Source organism: Psychrobacter sp. CoH-33_TS_01, from assembly GCF_058189395.1.
In genome coordinates, this window is the sequence record NZ_JBVGQI010000005.1 from 134,858 (window position 1) to 152,154 (window position 17,297).

Annotated in this window: 15 protein-coding genes; 9 read left to right on the forward strand and 6 right to left on the reverse strand. The window is 47.1% G+C overall.

Annotated features, from left to right (window positions below; all coding sequences use genetic code 11):
• Positions 1-339 precede the first annotated feature (339 nt).
• The 9 genes from ACZ2XM_RS09940 (at position 340) to ACZ2XM_RS09980 (ending at position 13,730) form a co-directional block, all read left to right on the forward strand.
• Positions 340-1,317 carry a LysR substrate-binding domain-containing protein gene (locus tag ACZ2XM_RS09940; protein WP_490588647.1) on the forward strand — a complete coding sequence of 326 codons (978 nt, stop codon included), beginning with the start codon at positions 340-342 and terminating at the stop codon, positions 1,315-1,317.
• A gap of 320 nt (positions 1,318-1,637) precedes the next feature.
• Positions 1,638-2,909, forward strand: coding sequence for a 2-aminoadipate transaminase (locus ACZ2XM_RS09945; RefSeq protein ID WP_490588648.1), 1,272 nt, complete (start codon positions 1,638-1,640; stop codon positions 2,907-2,909).
• A gap of 232 nt (positions 2,910-3,141) precedes the next feature.
• Positions 3,142-4,524, forward strand: coding sequence for a 2-oxoadipate dioxygenase/decarboxylase HglS (hglS, locus tag ACZ2XM_RS09950; RefSeq protein WP_490588803.1), 1,383 nt, complete (start codon positions 3,142-3,144; stop codon positions 4,522-4,524).
• Between the two features lie 169 nt (positions 4,525-4,693).
• Positions 4,694-6,184, forward strand: a complete 1,491-nt coding sequence (amaB, locus tag ACZ2XM_RS09955; protein ID WP_490588649.1) for an L-piperidine-6-carboxylate dehydrogenase — start codon at positions 4,694-4,696, stop codon at positions 6,182-6,184.
• Positions 6,185-6,569: 385 nt separating this feature from the next.
• Positions 6,570-8,039, forward strand: a complete 1,470-nt coding sequence (nhaC, locus tag ACZ2XM_RS09960) for a Na+/H+ antiporter NhaC (protein ID WP_490588650.1) — start codon at positions 6,570-6,572, stop codon at positions 8,037-8,039.
• Between the two features lie 17 nt (positions 8,040-8,056).
• On the forward strand, positions 8,057-9,343 hold the full coding sequence (gene amaA, locus ACZ2XM_RS09965) for an L-pipecolate oxidase (RefSeq protein ID WP_490588651.1): 1,287 nt from the start codon (positions 8,057-8,059) through the stop codon (positions 9,341-9,343).
• 301 nt (positions 9,344-9,644) lie between these two features.
• Entirely contained in the window at positions 9,645-11,066 is a 1,422-nt protein-coding gene (locus tag ACZ2XM_RS09970; protein ID WP_490588804.1) for an FAD-binding oxidoreductase, read from the forward strand.
• Positions 11,067-11,375: 309 nt separating this feature from the next.
• On the forward strand, positions 11,376-12,398 hold the full coding sequence (locus ACZ2XM_RS09975; RefSeq protein WP_490588652.1) for an ornithine cyclodeaminase family protein: 1,023 nt from the start codon (positions 11,376-11,378) through the stop codon (positions 12,396-12,398).
• Between the two features lie 87 nt (positions 12,399-12,485).
• A complete protein-coding gene (locus ACZ2XM_RS09980; RefSeq protein ID WP_490588653.1) occupies positions 12,486-13,730 on the forward strand; it encodes an NAD(P)/FAD-dependent oxidoreductase in 1,245 nt (414 codons plus the stop codon).
• Between the two features lie 86 nt (positions 13,731-13,816).
• Here the strand turns inward: ACZ2XM_RS09980 and ACZ2XM_RS09985 are convergent, their stop codons facing one another.
• The 6 genes from ACZ2XM_RS09985 to moaB form a co-directional block, all read right to left on the reverse strand.
• Entirely contained in the window at positions 13,817-14,281 is a 465-nt protein-coding gene (locus ACZ2XM_RS09985; protein ID WP_490588654.1) for a hemerythrin domain-containing protein, read from the reverse strand.
• A 42-nt stretch (positions 14,282-14,323) separates the two neighbouring features.
• Complete coding sequence (locus ACZ2XM_RS09990; RefSeq protein ID WP_227676815.1) at positions 14,324-14,788, reverse strand: molybdopterin synthase catalytic subunit; 465 nt, start codon at positions 14,786-14,788, stop codon at positions 14,324-14,326.
• A 203-nt stretch (positions 14,789-14,991) separates the two neighbouring features.
• On the reverse strand, positions 14,992-15,240 hold the full coding sequence (gene moaD / locus ACZ2XM_RS09995) for a molybdopterin converting factor subunit 1 (RefSeq protein ID WP_490588655.1): 249 nt from the start codon (positions 15,238-15,240) through the stop codon (positions 14,992-14,994).
• Between the two features lie 66 nt (positions 15,241-15,306).
• Positions 15,307-15,843 (reverse strand): cyclic pyranopterin monophosphate synthase MoaC, encoded by a 537-nt coding sequence (moaC, locus tag ACZ2XM_RS10000; RefSeq protein ID WP_490588656.1) that lies wholly within the window; start codon positions 15,841-15,843, stop codon positions 15,307-15,309.
• Positions 15,844-15,906: 63 nt separating this feature from the next.
• Positions 15,907-16,644, reverse strand: a complete 738-nt coding sequence (gene mobA / locus ACZ2XM_RS10005) for a molybdenum cofactor guanylyltransferase (protein WP_490588657.1) — start codon at positions 16,642-16,644, stop codon at positions 15,907-15,909.
• 60 nt (positions 16,645-16,704) lie between these two features.
• A complete protein-coding gene (moaB, locus tag ACZ2XM_RS10010; protein WP_201498901.1) occupies positions 16,705-17,232 on the reverse strand; it encodes a molybdenum cofactor biosynthesis protein B in 528 nt (175 codons plus the stop codon).
• Positions 17,233-17,297: the final 65 nt, after the last annotated feature.

Sequence of the window (17,297 nt, forward strand, 5' to 3'; positions counted from 1 at the left end):
AGCTATGGCTATAGATACCGATAGCTACCAATAGTTACATGGCCACACATTATAATAGACTTATGAGAGAATAGTAATGCAAATGATAACGATTATTGATTAAATAATAAAGTAAGCTTTTAAATCAGCGTGGATTTTGGCTATTGGCTGCTTTTTATAGCCTCAGTTGCAACCGTCAGCACGCTAATAGCTGCTAATCCAGAATAGTGCAAGAATTCTTGGTAAATTAAGCGCAAATTAGCGCCTTTTAGTGCCTTAATCACCCTGCGCCCCTAGAGTTATCGCAACCCTTTCAACTACAATAGAGCCACCTTAGCCGCCAGTTATGTTAGTAGCCTTATGCAACCAGACAATCCCAACCCTCTGTCCTTCCGTAAATACCCCTCAACCACCGCTATGCAGTGCTTTGAGACGGCCGCGCGCCATCTAAGTTTTACCAATGCGGCGCTCGAGCTGCACATGACCCAAAGTGCCGTGAGTAAGCAAGTGGCGCAGTTAGAAGAAATGCTCAATATCTCTTTGTTTTATCGCACCTCACAGCGCATATCCTTGACCCCAGCGGGCAAAGATTACTACGTCGATGTGCTGAACATTCTCAAAGATATTGAGACGGCCACGACCAAACTGATGTCGCACAGTAGCAATGTTGAAGTACTAAAAATGGTCTCGCACCCGACTTTTTGTGCGCGTTGGCTGATCCCAGCGCTACAAGGGTTTAGTCAGGTGAATCCGTTAATTAGGCTGGATATCAAGGAGCAGGTAGGGCCGTTTTTCTCCGAAGAGCACGATATCGATATCGCTTTTTTATATGGAGAGGGGACTTGGTCGGGGATGCAGACCGTCAAGTTGTTTGATGAGTACTGTGTGGCGGTTTGCCACCCTGATTATTTACAGGGACAGCCGTTACAGCCGCAGCAGTCCGACAGCTACGTGTTGCTCCAACTGAGCTCACGACCGAGCGCTTGGTATGAGTACTTTAAGCAGCAGCTGATTGGTCTCGATGGCACCTTCGTAGGCCCGCGTTTTGATACTTTTCATGCCTGTATCTCGGCGGCCTTAGCGGGTTATGGGGTAGCACTAGTGCCGCTACGTCTGGTGGCGCCCGAGCTAAAATCGGGTCAGTTGGTCACTGCGTGGAATTACGCAGCGAAGGGCAGGGGCGCTTACTATATGTCGTTCCCGCTATCGCTTGGCAATTCGCATAAAACCAAGGTGATGCAAGCTTGGATTGCCAATTATCTGCAGACCTCGAGCCAGAGCCAGATTGAATTGGCAGCTTCGCTAGGGATGACTTTTAACAGCGTTAGTCATGAATAGCATTAATAAAAAATAGCTTCAGTCACCAATAGCATCAGCCACGAATAATGGGTTTTAGAATAAGGCTAAAAAAGGGTAGGAGAAGGCTGTAGCAGCTTGCCACATGGCTATATTATGAAGGTTTATCATGCTATAGCGGCTGTATTTTGACTGTTTTCTGACTGTATTTTGGCTATGTTTTGGCCGTCATAACTAAGAGATAAATTAGCAAATGAATGAGCAATGACAAAAAGGAATGCCCGCCCAACTATTATTCGTTTGCCCAAATCCTGTGGTTTTGTTGAAATGAGCGTCTAACTCAAGGAAGGTGAGAGACGTTCATGGATTCGTTATATAACGTTACCGATGCATTCACAATGGTGCATCAAGTGACCCTTAGCAAAGGCAAAAATGCACACGTTTGGAATACCGAAGGCAAGCGCTATATCGATTTCGTCGGCGGTATCGGCGTATTAAATTTTGGCCATTGTCATCCGAAAATCGTCAACGCTATTGTTGAGCAGTCACGAAATCTTATCCACTACGCCTATAATGCGGCTGGACACGTCCCTTACCAAACCCTCATGCCCAGACTCTGCGATTTGATTCCTATCGCAGGCGAGCTGGCAGGCATGCTGACCAACTGCGGTGCAGAAGCCACTGAAAACGCGATTAAAGTCGCACGTATGAAGACTGGCCGGGTCGGTGTCATCGCTTTTGATGGCGGCTTTCATGGCCGTACCTTGGCTGCCGTCAACCTCAACGGTAAAGTCGCCCCGTATAAGCGCGGTCTGGGCCCTTTAGCAGGCAGTGTTTATCATATTCCATTCCCTAGCCCTGACAATGGCATCAGTGACCAACAGGCCATTGACGCTTTGCTGCGCCTATTCGAAGTCGAAACCGATATTAATAATATTGGCGCTATCATCATGGAGCCGGTGCAAGGCGAGGGCGGGTTTCAATTAATGTCGCCAGCCTTTGCGCAGTATCTACGTCAATTCTGTGATGACAACGGCATCTTGATGATTATGGATGAGATTCAATCGGGCTTTGGCCGTACCGGTACCCCGTTCGCTTTTAGTCATCTGGGTATCGAGCCCGATATGATTCTACTGGGAAAAAGTATTGCCGGTGGTCTGCCATTGGGTGCAGTGATTGGGAAGGCTAGCGTGATGAACGGCCTACCTAAAGGCAGCTTGGGCGGCACTTATTCGGGCAATCCAGTGGCTTGTGCGGCCGCGAATGCGACCCTCGATATCATGTCGGAGGACGCCGTTTGGGACTCTGCCAAACACTACCAAGAGACAATTGCAGCGACGGTTGAGCAGTGGCAACAAGAGGGTTTGAGCCCTTGGCTATATGGCCTAACGGGTGTCGGCGCTATGCGTGGTATCGAGCTGCGCCATCCTTCGCACGGGACAAACCCGCATGTGATGACTTATATCTTAGCAGAAGGTCGCAGACAAGGCTTGCTGTTGATGCCGAGTGGCAAATACCGCCATATTATTCGTCTCTTGCCACCATTGACGATTGAGCCTGAGACTTTGCAAGAAGGCCTCGATATCTTAAAAAATATTTTGGCATCTATCCCTAACGAGCTGCCGATTCAGTAACGTTTTTTGCCCCGTGCTCCCAATTTTGGCTACGTAAAGTAGCCCTAATTTTTAGCCTAGCATCTATTTATACGTCCATTTTATATCCATATTTTAAAAACAGTATTTTAAAGACGGTACTTTTACAACAGTACTTTTAAAACAGTACTTTGCCGTCAAAACCAGTTGAAGGGGAATAATTGTGAGTTTAAATCAGTTGAATTCAGAGCAACCAAGTTCAAACCAAGACTTTATGAGCAGTGATGCTATCCGTCATAGCTTTTCACTAGCCATGTCCAAGATGTACCAAAAAGAAGTGCCGCTTTACACCGATTTGATGGATTTAGTGGCTGAAGTCAATGACGAGGTATTGGCCAAACACCCTGAGATAGCTGAGCAGCTGAAGCATACGGGTGAAATGGATAGACTGAGCATGGAGCGTCATGGCGCCATTCGTCTAGGGACTGCGGCAGAGCTAGCGATGATGCGTCGTTTATTCGCAGTCATGGGCATGCAGCCAGTCGGTTACTATGACCTAGCCCCTGCAGGCGTACCGGTGCATTCTACAGCCTTTCGTGCGGTGGATACGGCATCACTAAATAACAGTCCTTTTCGGGTATTCACCTCGCTATTGCGCTTAGATTTGATCGCTGATGAGAACCTTAGACAACAAGCTCAAGCGGCCTTAGATGCCCGTAATATCTTTACCTATGGCGTGGTCAAGCTGATTGAAACTTATGAGCAAGTGGGCGGTCTAACTCAAGAGCAGGGCGAGCAATTCGTCCAAGAAGCGTTAGAGACTTTCCGCTGGCATGAGCAATCGCCTATTGCCAAAGATATCTACGAGCAGTTGGCCGGTCAGCATCAATTGATTGCTGATGTGGTCGGGTTTAAAGGGCCGCATATCAACCATTTAACCCCACGGACGCTAGATATTGATGCGGTACAGCAAGGCATGCAGAGCCGCGGTATTCCGCCAAAAGCTATCATCGAAGGGCCACCACGCCGTGATTGCCCTATCCTGTTGCGCCAGACCAGCTTTAAGGCTTTGGTAGAGCCGGTGAGCTTTAAAGGTCATGATGGTCAATACGAAGCCGGCCAACATACCGCTCGCTTTGGTGAGATTGAGCAGCGCGGGGTGGCGTTAACGCCGAAAGGCCGAGCTTTGTACGATCAATTGCTGAATGAGGCGCGTGACAAGTTAGGGGTGACGCCAAATGAAAGCAATGCTGAACAGTATTATGAATTGCTAAGCGAGTCTTTTGCTGCCTTCCCAGACGACTATCAAGCGCTGCACGAGCAAGAGCTGGCTTATTTCCACTATCAACCTAGCGAGGCCCATTCTGCACAAGCAACAGGTTTGGATATTTCTACGGATAATTTACAGCAGCTTATCGAACAAGGGGTTATTCGTATCGAGCCGATTGTTTATGAAGACTTTTTGCCTGTAAGTGCTGCCGGTATCTTCCAATCCAATCTACATAGTGATACGGCAAACAGCTATGATGGTCAATCGAACCAGCAAGAGTTTGAGCAGGCCTTAGGGGCGAGCGTGCAGGATGAGCTGGCCCTTTATGCGCAGAGACAAGATGAAAGCCTACAGGCCTGTCTGGCGGCGCTGCAACAGGCGGCATAGCTAAAGGCTACTTAAGACTATAATTAATGAGCATTTAATACCCTAAGTTTAATGTGCCATTCCAAAAACGAATGACAGCAAGAAATTTATTATTTTGCAACTTACGCGGCAGCAGGGTACTTTAGTAGGTCTGCAAGGACGTAATGAAATACTATACAAAGGAGTCAGTATGATTAAGCAATATATGTCGGCCATGGGCGTCGATGAGAGCCAGTATCAAGCGGGCGATTTCGCAGTCCACAGCCCTATCGATGGTGAAGTCATCGGTAAGGTCGCTTTGCATCAAGTAAGCGATGTCGACACACAAATACAAAATGCTAAAAAAGCCTTCAAAGAATGGCGTACAGTGCCCGCTCCTAAGCGTGGCGAATTGGTCCGTATTTTGGGCGAAGTGCTCCGTGAGCATAAAGAAGATCTAGGCGCTCTAGTCTCTCTAGAGGCCGGTAAAATCAAAGAAGAAGGTCTGGGTGAAGTCCAAGAGATGATCGATATCTGTGACTTTGCAGTAGGTCTATCTCGTCAGCTTTATGGTCTAACTATCGCCTCAGAGCGTCCGGGGCACCACATGCGTGAAACTTGGCAGCCTCTAGGTGTCATCGCAGTCATTTCAGCCTTCAACTTCCCAGTCGCCGTTTGGTCATGGAATACTGCACTAGCTTTAGTCTGTGGTAACCCAGTGATTTGGAAACCTTCAGAAAAAACTCCGCTAACCGCCGTTGCTTGCCAAGCCCTGTTTGAAAAAGCATTGGCTAAATTTGGCGATGCTCCTGCGAACCTATCGCAAATCCTATTGGGCGAAGCCGATGTCGGTAACGCTTTGGTTGAGCATAAAGATGTGGCGCTAGTCAGTGCGACAGGCAGCACCCGTATGGGCAGAATCGTAGGGCCTAAAGTGGCTGAGCGCTTTGGTAAATCATTGCTTGAGCTCGGTGGCAACAACGCCATGATTCTAACGCCAAGCGCCGATTTAGACCTAGCCTTACGCGGTATTCTATTCTCAGCAGTAGGCACAGCTGGTCAGCGTTGCACCACGCTACGCCGTCTATTCGTCCATGAATCTGTCAAAGACGACATCTTGCCACGCGTAAAAGCTGCTTACTCGACCGTGAGCATCGGCCATCCGCTAGAAGGCAACTTGGTCGGCCCGCTAATTGACGAAGACAGCTTCAATAACATGCAAGACGCTTTGACTAAAGCCCGTGCAGCCGGCGGTAAAGTCACCGGTGGCGAGCGTGTCCTACAAGATAAATATCCTAATGCTTACTACGTGACCCCAGCTATCGTTGAGATGGCTGAGCAAAACGACGTGGTCCGCCATGAGACTTTCGCGCCTATCTTATACGTCATGACGTACACCGAGTTTGACGAAGCCTTAGAGCTGCAAAACGACGTACCACAAGGTTTATCATCTTGTGTCTTTACCAATGACTTGCGTGAAGCTGAGCTGTTCTTAAGCGCGCGCGGTAGTGATTGTGGTATTGCCAACGTCAACATCGGTACCAGTGGTGCTGAGATTGGTGGCGCATTCGGCGGCGAAAAAGAAACCGGCGGTGGTCGTGAGTCTGGCTCTGATGCGTGGAAAAACTATATGCGTCGTCAGACCAACACGGTCAACTACTCAACTGAGCTACCTTTAGCGCAGGGCATTAACTTCGGTTAATTGCTAGTTGCTCTAGCTCTATTTACACCAGCGCAAAATGTCTTTTTAGTCGGTTAAGCGCGCATTATGTGCGCTTAATTGCCCTTAGCCTTACTGATTTGATGGTCATTCATTTTAATTTTTAAGCGCTGTGCTTAATTTTAAGTCTTTATTCTTACTCTTCATTTATTTTTAATTTTACGAGTTTTTTACGTCGATTTTTGATGGCAATACTCTGTTGTCTATTCGAATTATTAACTAATTGTTTTAATTAGGATTTCAGGTTAGTCCATTTGGAGATGTGACCTTGGTCACGGGTCAGTTTTTCGCTGACGAATAAGTAACACCGCACTATGAAAATATACCAATGGATTTGGTTTTAACTACTAGGATAGGTAGATATATCATGAATACAGAAACCCCGCACCAGTCACCAAACCCAGATATCGAAGGTTATGACCCTTCTTCTAGCTTCCTGCTAGACATTGCCCCGCTAATCTTAACGGCCATTATTCTAATGGTGCAATTCTTTGTCTTTAAAGACTTTACCCCGCATATCCCGCTAGCATGTGGCATCTTGATCACCGGCCTATTCATGAAGTTGCGCGGCCGCAGTTGGGATGGCATGGAAGAGCGCTTTTTAAAGGTCGTAAAAATCGGTCTGCCCGCCATGATTATCTTGATGGGTGTAGGGATGCTGATCGGGGCTTGGATTATCGCCGGTACCGTGCCGACCATTTTATATTACGGTTTTAGCGTCTTTTCTCCGTCTTCCTTCTTAGTCTCTGTTTGTATTATTTGTGCCATTATTTCTGTGGCAACGGGTACCTCGTGGGGCACGGTGGGTACGGTCGGTCTGGCTATGATGGGTATTGGCTTAGGATTAGGTATTCCACCGTCACTCACGGGTGGCGCTATTGTCTCTGGCGCTTTCTTTGGCGACAAAATGTCTCCACTATCCGATACCACCAACTTAACCCCAGCGGCTGCCGGTGTTGATCTTTGGGAACATATCCGCGGTATGTTGCCCACCACTGTACCCGCCATGATTACCGCTATCATCATATACGCTTGGATTGGTATGGGTTATGGGGCAGAAAACGTCGATTTAACGTCTATTAAAGACATTCAAACCTCACTAGCCGCTAACTATAACCTCAGCATTATTACTTTATTACCAGCCGTGGTCGTGGTTATCGCTGCCGTTATGAAAATGCCGGCCATTCCTACCGTCCTATCAGGTGTCGTCGTTGCCGGCCTAGTCGCGTTCTTTTTGCAAGGCGTAGGGGTGCATGACATCTTTAACGTCCTACAAAATGGCTTTGTCAGTGAAACCGGTTTTGCTGTTGTCGATCAGTTGCTGTCTAAAGGCGGCGTGATGTCGATGACTTGGGTCGTGACCTTGACCATCTTTGCCTTAGCCTTCGTCGGCTCCATCGAGCATTACGGCACGCTAAAAGCCATCATGGCCAAAATCAACAATATGGTGAAGTCAAGATTCGGTCTAGTGATTACCACTTATGCCAGCACTATCGGTGTCGGTACGCTGATCGGTGACGTCTATACCACCCTCGTATTGCCAGGTCGTCTGCTCAAAGACAAGTATCAAGAGATGGGCTACAAGCGCACCACGCTGACCCGCTCTATTGAAGATACCGGTACGCTATTGTCGCCACTAATTCCTTGGAACATGGGAGGTAGCTTTGTCGCTGCAACCCTAGGTATCGCCACGCTAACGTATGCGCCATTCGCCTTTGCCTGCTGGTTATCGCCATTATTCGGCTTGCTATGGGTAGTCTTAAATAAATTTATTCCTCGCGAAGAACCTACTGTTATCAATAACACCAGCACGATCTCTACCGTAGACAACGTGTAATTTAGAAGGAACCTGAGATGTTGCAAGAGCAATGTTTGTGGAGCGTCACGGCGCCCAAAACTCACCACTACGAGTCGCTTACCAGCGAAACACAAACCCGAGTCTGCATTATTGGCGGAGGTTATACCGGACTGTCTGCAGCCATTCATCTGGCAGAGCAAGGCGTGGCGGTGGTGTTATTAGAGAGCAAGATTATCGGTAGCGGTGGCTCAGGGCGTAATGTCGGTCTGGTCAACCCAGGCACTTGGGCCCGTCCCGATGACCTCAACCTCATTATGGGTGAGGAGGCGGGTGAGCGTTTAGGTACTGCGCTAGGCGATGCCCCAAGCCTCGTGTTCGACCTTATCGATCGCTACAATATCGCGGCGCAAGATACCCGCACCGGCAATATCCATATGGCTCACAATGCCAAGGGTGAAGCCGATGTGGACGTTCGCTACGAGCAGTTAACGCGTCGCGGTGTCCATGCTGAGGTGTTAACCGGCGCGCGCTGCCACGAATATTGCGGTACTACCAGCATTAATAAAGCCTTGCTCGATCATAGAGCAGGGACTATCAACCCATCGGCTTACGTCAATGGCTTGGCGGATGCAGCGACAAAATTGGGCGTGCGTATCTATGAAAACTCCGCCGTAACCTCGGTGGAAAAATCAGGTAACGATTGGTATGTGCGTACGGCTGATGCCGCGGTAAAAGCTGAAAAAGTTATCATTGCGACCAATGCTTATACGGAAGGCGAGTGGACGGAAGTTAAAAAAACCTTCTACTTAGTGGATTACTATCAGATTGCCTCAGAGCCATTAACCGGTGAAGCAGCAGATAGAATACTCCCTTATAAAACCGGCTCTTGGGACACGCGTCTGGCACTATCGAGTATTCGCCGTGATAAAGACGGTCGACTGCTATTGGGCACAGTCGGTGGTAAGGCGATGAAGTCCAAAGCTTTTTATAAAAATTGGGCGAATATCGTGCAAAAAAGCTATTTTCCAGATCTGCCTAAGTTTAATTGGCAGTATGAGTGGTACGGTCACTTTGGCTTTACCCAAGACCATATCATGCGTATCTTTGAGCCTGAAGACGGTATTTTAGCTGCCACCGCCTTTAATGGTCGCGGGATTACCACCGGTACTATGATTGGCAAGAGCTTTGCCGATTATATTATCTCAGGTGACAAGGCAGTATTGCCGCTACCGTTTAAGACCATTAAAGAAGCTAAAGTCGGTATGTCGGGTTTTAAATCGGGCTATACCGAACTGGGACTGACCTTGTATCATATGGGCCAGTGTCTAAAGATTATTGCTTAGTGAGTTAGCTGGTAGTTTAGTTAGTCAGCAGCTTGGTTTAGTGGCCAGTAGCGGCCTAATATTTTAATGCAGTGTGTGGTGTTTATTTATTTCATCCTTCAGGTACGTGGATAGGGTAAGTGAACGGCGCACGCTGCTTTTATTTATCGATTTAGTATTATATTCAGTCGTCTTTTTATCCTTCTCTTTATCTGACTTCTTATTTCATCTGGCGACTTATCTTAAATGCCTTTATTGCTTTGGAGCGTGTACCGTGACTGCTGTTTCAGCCCTGCCTACTTTAGAATCGACTACTTCTGCAATGAACCTAGCCACCACGGTAGCAATGACTGAGCAAGTGCTATCTGACTTGCAAGCACAGCATGGCTATGACGCGACTCAGATCAAGACCGATGCAGCGAGCCTAGAGCATTGGGGTAAAGACTGGACCAAACACTTTGCACCAGCTCCATCGGCTATCGTATTTCCAAAGTCTACCGAGCAAGTGCAAGCGTTGGTGAAATTAGCTAATGACTACAACCTTGTCATCACCCCAAGTGGCGGTCGTACGGGATTGTCGGCAGGTGCGGTCGCTAGCAATGGTGAGATTGTCGTCAGCCTTGATAAGATGAATAAAATTGGTCAATTCTATCCAGCAGATCGGTTGGTAGAAGTGCAAGCGGGCGTGATTACCGAGCAGTTGCAACAGTTTGCCGAATCCCAAGGCCTATATTATCCAGTAGATTTCGCTTCAGCGGGTTCAAGCCAAATTGGCGGTAATATCGGTACTAATGCCGGTGGTATTAAAGTGATTCGCTATGGCATGACCCGTCAATGGGTACTGGGCTTAACTGTAGTAACTGGCAAAGGCGATATTCTAAAACTGAATCGCGGCATGATAAAAAATGCTACCGGCTATGATCTACGCCAATTGTTTATTGGTGCAGAGGGTACTTTGGGTATCGTCACCGAAGCGCAGATTAAGTTGGATCGGCCACCGCATGATTTGACCGTGATGGTCCTCGGTATGGATGAGTTTGACCATGTGATGAATGTTTTATCCGCGTTCCAAGCCCAGATTGATTTGACCGCATTTGAATTTTTTGATGATGTGGCAATTGAGAAGTTAATGGCGATCGGGCATGTGCAAGAGCCCTTTGAGGCGCGCACCAAATACTATGCTTTATTAGAATTTGAAGCGCCGTATGAGCCGATTATGGACAAGGCAATGGCCATCTTCGAAGAGTGCATGGAAAATGGTTGGGTCGTCGATGGGGTGATGAGCCAAAGTATTGCACAGGCGATGGACTTATGGAAATTGCGCGAGTATATCTCTGAGACTATCTCAGTCTTTACCCCGTATAAAAATGATGTGTCGGTTTTAATTACCCATGTGCCAAGCTTTATCCACGATATTGAAGCCGTCGTAAATGCTAGATATCCCGACTTTGAAATCTGCTGGTTTGGGCATATCGGCGATGGCAATTTACACCTGAATATTCTGAAACCAGAAAACCTATCGAAAGATGAGTTTTTTGCGAAATGCCAGAGCGTAAATGACTCTATTTTTGCAATTGTGCAGCAGTATGGCGGCTCAGTCTCAGCAGAACATGGTGTGGGTATGACTAAGAAACCGTATCTTCATTATAGCCGTAGCGCAACCGAGATTGACTATCTGCGTGAGGTAAAAAAGGTATTTGATCCTAACGGTATTATGAACCGCGGTAAGATTTTTGATATTTAGGTCAAGGTTATCGTAAGGTTTACGGCAATTTGAACAGTTACCGTAGCTGGTAAAAATTTACTGGCGTGCTGGCCGTCTACGACTTGCCAGAGGCTGCATAAATTTCTCCCAACTACTCGTATTAAGTACGAAATGAATTTTGCTATCTAGCTAAAGGTTATCATGAGGTTATCACCTTGATAAAATCGTTGTAGGCTGGCGCTTTAGCCCAGCTTATCAGAGAGCTTCTATAAGATTGCTGGGCTAAAGCACCAGCCTACGCCAAGCAAATTAAACCCCTTTTATTAATAAAAATGACAAGGAAATCCCATGCAAATTTTAGACAGAAAAACCGTAAAAGACCAACTCACTATGGTCATGGCTATCGACGCCATTGAGCGCTTATTAACCCTACAAGCCGAGCATCCAGAGTGGGTAAAATGTCCTGAGCGTTTGGTGATTCCAACCTTTACTGCTAGTGATAAAAATAGTGGCTCGCATTTGTCGATGCCATCAGTATTGTTTGATGGCAAGGAAGAGTTTGCTATCGTAAAGTTGGTCACGATTTGTCCGGATAACCCGAAGCGTGATTTACCCACGACGACTGCGGTAGTGACGGTCTCCAATAACGACACTGGTGAAATTCTCGCCTTTATGGATGGCGTCTATGTGACCCAAGTCCGCACGGCAGCACTATCTGGTATTGCTAGCAAATATTTAGCGAAGCCGGACAGCAAGCAGGTGGCGGTAATCGGCTGTGGTGGTATGGCGTATGAGCAGCTGAATGCGGTATTAACCGTATGCCCTAATATAAAAACTGTGACGCTTTGGAATAGAACCACTGAGGGCGCCAATACTTTTAAGACCAAGTTTGCCGAGCAATATCCCGAGTGGCCAGTGACGTTTACAGTTTGCGAAGACATCACTAGTGCGGTAAAAGACGCGGATGTGATTAACTTAGCAACTCGTGCTACCGAAGGTTTGTTTGAGCTCAATGAAATCAAAGCCGATGCGCATATTAATGCCGTAGGAGCTTACCAACCCGAGATGAAAGAAGTTAGCGACTCTGTGATCGAAGCTTGCTCGCATGTGGTGATTGATGATGCTCCCGGTGGCCGTCATGAAGCTGGCGATTTAATTCAAGCGGACGCAGCCGAAGATTGCGACTGGACTTGGGACGATTTGACCGGTGATTTAGCCGATTTGGTCACGCAAAAAATCACTATAGACCACGATAAAAAAGGCGTCACATTATTTAAGTCGGTCGGAGCAGCGAGCTTTGATGCGGCAGTCGCTTTGGAAGTGGCGCAAAAAGCCAAACAAGAAGGACTAGGCGAGCGTATGGCGTTATAAAGCCTAATAGGCGGTTAATTGCTAAAAGAATAGCCAAAAAAAGTCCCTTAAAGGATTAGTGTCAGCTAATAATTTGCGAGTATAAACATGCGCTATGACGTGATTGTAATAGGGGCAGGGATAGTAGGCACGTCTATCGCCTGGCATCTGCAAAAAAACCATTCTCAAGTGCTTTTGCTCGACAGCAAGCCACCCGGAGAAGCAACTTCCTACGGCAATGCCGGTATTATCACCAGAGAGGCGGTGACGACTAAGCCGTTTCCCAGAAGCTTTAAAGAGTTGGCTAGGGTAGTGCCCAATACCAGTACGGATATTCGCTATCGGTGGTCTGCGCTCTACGGCATGCACCAGCCTCTATTCCAGTATTGGCAGAATTCTAGCCCCAAAAATCTTGCCGCCATCGATGCAGAGTGGGCAACACTAATTGAGCATTGCACTGACGAGCATGAGCCTATGATTAAGGCGTCAGGCGCTGAAAATTTGGTGAATAAAATAGGTTGGCTTGAGCTGCATCGTAACTCAGATAGCTTTGAGCAAGCCATTAGCAAAGCGGTAAAGGCAGCGGATAAAGGCGTGGTGTATCAAGTGCTATCGCCAGCAGAATTACAAAGCCTAGAGCCCAATGTGAACTTTACAGACTATGTCGGTGGCATACATTGGCAAAACTCTTGGCAGGTAAAAAATCCTGGCGCTCTGGTAAAAGCCTATGCTAAAAACTTTGAGGCAATGGCAGGCTCCATAAAGCAATCTACCGTAAAAAGTATCATGCAAACAGAAGACGGATGGCAGGTGGTTAGCGAAAACGAAACTTACTTATGTCAGAATTTAGTGATTGCGGCCGGCCCTTGGTCAGCAGATATTATTAAGCCGTTAGGTTATAAAATCCCTCTATTTCCTATGCGCGGCTATCATCAGCACTTTAAAATGACTGATGAAAACGCATTTTCTCACAGTTTATATGATGCGGAAAAAGGCTTTGTGATGGGCGCTATGGAGCAAGGTGTCCGGATTACTACTGGGGCTGAAATGGCCCAGTTGGACGCGCCAAAAAACTTTGCTCAGTTAGAAGCCGTGTTAAGTTGTGCTAGAAAAGTGCTGCCGCTTAAGGACGCCGCGGAGCCTGAAGCGTGGTGTGGGACTAGACCATGCTTGCCGGATATGAAGCCCATTATTGGACCGGCATCTAAACACGATAATTTGTGGTTGGCTTTTGGCCATGCTCATCAAGGTCTAACCTTGGGTCCTGTGACAGGTCGTCTCATTGCAGAGATGATTCATGGTAAGCCGTTGTTTATCGATGCCCAACCGTTTAGTATGCGGCGCTTTGAGTGATAATTAAAAAAGCCAGTACTCTAATAGAGCGCTGGCTTTTTATTCTAGGTGCATAAGTTTTTAACGCCATTTATTAACGCCGCTTGTTAACGGCCTTCTGCCGGACGTTTAACATTGTCCGCACTGGCCGCATAAATCGCATCGAGCTCATCAGTAGAGAGATATTTTTCAGCCGTAGGAAACAGCTCGCGCTCTTCAAAACGCACATGATCGTATAAGGCAGTGGCCAGCTTTCTGACTTGTTCAGCCGTTGGACTCTCGCCGTCTTTTAATTGGCTCAGCTGCTCTAGCTCCAGATGTTGCTCTTCGAGTTTTTGCAGGGCACTAGTGACTTCTGGCTCGGACTCGCGGTACGGGGCGAGGGCAGTCAATAAAACATCATCCTCAACCTGGAAATGCTGGGTCATGTCTTTATTAATATAGTCGGTCAGGCCCTGCCAGTGCTCTTGAATTTGCTCGGCGTCTTCTGGGCACTCACGAGCATGACGAGACACGTGGAGCCCATAGTGGTGCTCACGCGATAGCGGTTGTAATTGTTTGGCACGTTTCATAAAAATCCCTCTTATAAGTTTTAGCCAGTTACCTTTATTCAGTTAACCATTATTACTGAGCCATTTAGACGACTCATGCTCATAGTATTCCTGCTTCCAGACCGGAATCTCAGCTTTAATGGTATCCAAAATCCAGCGGCACGCATCAAAAGCCGGATAGCGGTGTGCTGAGACCACGCCAATCCAAACCGCCATATCGCCAATATCTAAAGCGCCAATACGATGAATAGCTACCGCATGAGTAATCTCAAAGCGACGTTTGGCCTCTGCGATGATTTCGCGACCTTGATTAATCGCTAGATTCTCATAACCGTAATAGGTTAAACGCTCGACTTCGCTAGCGTTATTATGGTTGCGCACCCAACCTTCAAAGGTGGCTAAAGCACCGCAACTGTCATCGCGAAGAGCTTGCTTTAAACGCTGCTCATCAATTGCCACATCTAATAAGGCAAAACCATCTTGTATGGCAATAGCATAGGCATCGTCGGCACTGCGTTGAATCTGCATCGAGCGACCATGAACATCATCAACGTCATTGCCGTTAATATCACTGCTATTATCTAAGCTTGAGGTTGCCTTATCGTTGGCTGCTGAAGTCATACGGTATCCGTTATCTTATTAAGGCAACTCTTATGCGCTTGCCTTTAAAAATGGTTAACTATTAAAAATAGTTGGCTTTCACACAGTAAAAATTTACTGAATTAGGTGGATTAACCGCCTGCAACAGGAGGAATAAACGCCACCTTATCACCATCGCATAACCTGACTTCCCAATTGGCAAAATTATCATTTAAGGCGACCCGCAGTTGCGATTGTGATCGGCTAAAATTATGCTTTTCATTCAGCTGAGCAAAAAGTTCTGGTAGCGTGATGGGCGCCGCCACCGTGACCGTTTCTTGATCGCAGCCAGCTTCATCCGCCAAACTGGCAAAATATAAAATGTTTAGGGTTATCGTCATTGTTAAGTCCTTTTGCGCAGTCATGGCGCAATACAATATTTAATACTATTCGGTTTAAATCTCAGTTTAAGCCGTAGTTGCTGTATGTTGGTAATCCGATTTGCCGCCGGTTTTGGTGACCAAGCGAATATCTTCAATCACAATATCGTGTGATAGCGCTTTGGTCATGTCATATAAAGTCAGGCAAGCGACGCTAACCGCCGTCAGGGCTTCCATTTCCACACCCGTTTTATGGGTGACTTTCACAGTAGCAATGACGGTAATGGCGTCTAACTCATCGCTATAAGTAAAGCTTAGACCAATCTTATCGAGTGGTAGCGGATGGCATAACGGGATTAAATCGTGGGTGCGTTTTGCCGCCATGATACCGGCAATATGAGCCGTCTGAATAATGCTGCCTTTTTTAGTCATACCATCAACCGCTTTGATTTCCTTATAAATATCTTTAGGAAAGCGCACGCGACCAGTAGCATGGGCTTCTCGAGTCGTGGCTGTTTTACCGCTAACATCGACCATATGAATATCGCCGTCGCTGTCTAAATGCGATAATGATTTTGCGGTTTTTAGTGCAGAGTCAGTCATGGTATCAGGGTCAGTGGTCATAGGTGAGGTCATAGTTAATAGTTATAAGAAATGCTGAGAGTAACAGAGTCGCCACGGTTAAATTTACGCCCGCCATAACCGAGCGCAAGCAATTTTAAAATCATCTGGCGTATTTAAATTGGTCAGCTGACGCCACTCGTTGGGCAACAAAACAGGCTGTGCAATCGGCTTAATAAACTCAATGACGCGGCGCTGACCGCTATCTAAATAAGCACATAACTTAGCCGCAAGCTCTAGCCGATACAACGCCAACAAGGGGTAGGGGTAGGCGTCATCCGTTAGACAAACTACTGAATTATTGGCAATGGTATCGTTCGTTTCAGTTTCAACTTTAGTTTCAGTGCCGTGCGAATCGCAGTAGGGCGATAACGCCTGCCAAAGCTCAGGAGCAGTAATTAAACTATCGCAACTCACTACCATTAAGTAAGAGGAGTCTTCAACATCCACTAACGCTTGCATTGCCCCCGCTATCGCCGCTAAAGCCCCTGCGGTTTCCGTACTGCCTTCTATAGTGGCAGGGCGATAATCTTCTGTATGCAATAAGGGAATAGCATTAATGGTAAGTTGTTCTAATAGAGTTTCTGCAACCGTAAAACCACGCTCATTATCCGCAATGATAATAGGCACGCCCAGTTGGCTGGCATGGCGCACATGGTAATCAAGCAGGCGCTCATTCGACGGTAAACTTAGCTGTGCTTTAGGAAAGCCCATCCGCCGCGATTGACCGCCAGCTAAAATGACGACTCCTGCCAAGTTAGCGGTGGTGTGCTGTCTCTGCGCTGTGTCCGCCTTTTGCGTCATAGTTATCCTAGTCGTTGCCAATTTATCCTTAAACCGTTGTTAATCATGCTACGCGTACTATCAATGACCTGGGTTGGTATGCATAAAATGCGGGACAAAGTTACACGGACGCGTGCGGCTATCGAGTTGGTCTTTAAGGATATCTTCCCAACCCGTACGACAAGCACCGGAAGAGCCTGGCAGACAGAAAATACCGGTGCCATTCGCCATCCCGGCTACCGCGCGCGACTGAATGGTCGACATACCAATATCATCTTTAGAAATCAGACGGAACATCTCGCCAAAGCCATCCACGGTCTTATCAAATAAGACGCTAGCCGCTTCTGGCATACTGTCACGAACGTAAAACCCTGTACCACCTGTCGTAATCACCGCATGCACTTGGGGGTCCGCAATCCAACGGCTTAGCACCGCACGAATCTGATAGATATCATCAGTAATCAGTTCGCGATCCGCTAAGTTATGCCCAGCAGCCGTCAATTGGTCGACCAAATATTGGCCTGAAGTATCTTCGGCTAAAGTACGGCTGTCAGAGACGGTCAAAATAGCAATGTTTAACGGGATAAACGCCGCTGCAGGCTTAGACATAAAACTTCCTTAAATAGAATTTAAAATTAGAATAAAAAATAGCTGTATGAAACTTAGATTGGTTG

What these genes read in the sequence shown, in the direction of transcription:
- ACZ2XM_RS09945 (WP_490588648.1), top strand. Translation starts at nt 1,638, where the DNA reads ATGGATTCGTTATATAACGTTACCGATGCATTCACAATGGTGCATCAA.
- ACZ2XM_RS09980 (WP_490588653.1), top strand. Translation starts at nt 12,486, where the DNA reads ATGCGCTATGACGTGATTGTAATAGGGGCAGGGATAGTAGGCACGTCT.
- mobA (WP_490588657.1), bottom strand. Translation starts at nt 16,644, where the DNA reads ATGACGCAAAAGGCGGACACAGCGCAGAGACAGCACACCACCGCTAAC.
- ACZ2XM_RS09985 (WP_490588654.1), bottom strand. Translation starts at nt 14,281, where the DNA reads ATGAAACGTGCCAAACAATTACAACCGCTATCGCGTGAGCACCACTAT.
- amaB (WP_490588649.1), top strand. Translation starts at nt 4,694, where the DNA reads ATGATTAAGCAATATATGTCGGCCATGGGCGTCGATGAGAGCCAGTAT.
- hglS (WP_490588803.1), top strand. Translation starts at nt 3,142, where the DNA reads ATGAGCAGTGATGCTATCCGTCATAGCTTTTCACTAGCCATGTCCAAG.
- moaC (WP_490588656.1), bottom strand. Translation starts at nt 15,843, where the DNA reads ATGACCACTGACCCTGATACCATGACTGACTCTGCACTAAAAACCGCA.
- ACZ2XM_RS09975 (WP_490588652.1), top strand. Translation starts at nt 11,376, where the DNA reads ATGCAAATTTTAGACAGAAAAACCGTAAAAGACCAACTCACTATGGTC.
- ACZ2XM_RS09990 (WP_227676815.1), bottom strand. Translation starts at nt 14,788, where the DNA reads ATGCAGATTCAACGCAGTGCCGACGATGCCTATGCTATTGCCATACAA.
- moaB (WP_201498901.1), bottom strand. Translation starts at nt 17,232, where the DNA reads ATGTCTAAGCCTGCAGCGGCGTTTATCCCGTTAAACATTGCTATTTTG.
- nhaC (WP_490588650.1), top strand. Translation starts at nt 6,570, where the DNA reads ATGAATACAGAAACCCCGCACCAGTCACCAAACCCAGATATCGAAGGT.
- ACZ2XM_RS09940 (WP_490588647.1), top strand. Translation starts at nt 340, where the DNA reads ATGCAACCAGACAATCCCAACCCTCTGTCCTTCCGTAAATACCCCTCA.
- ACZ2XM_RS09970 (WP_490588804.1), top strand. Translation starts at nt 9,645, where the DNA reads ATGAACCTAGCCACCACGGTAGCAATGACTGAGCAAGTGCTATCTGAC.
- moaD (WP_490588655.1), bottom strand. Translation starts at nt 15,240, where the DNA reads ATGACGATAACCCTAAACATTTTATATTTTGCCAGTTTGGCGGATGAA.
- amaA (WP_490588651.1), top strand. Translation starts at nt 8,057, where the DNA reads ATGTTGCAAGAGCAATGTTTGTGGAGCGTCACGGCGCCCAAAACTCAC.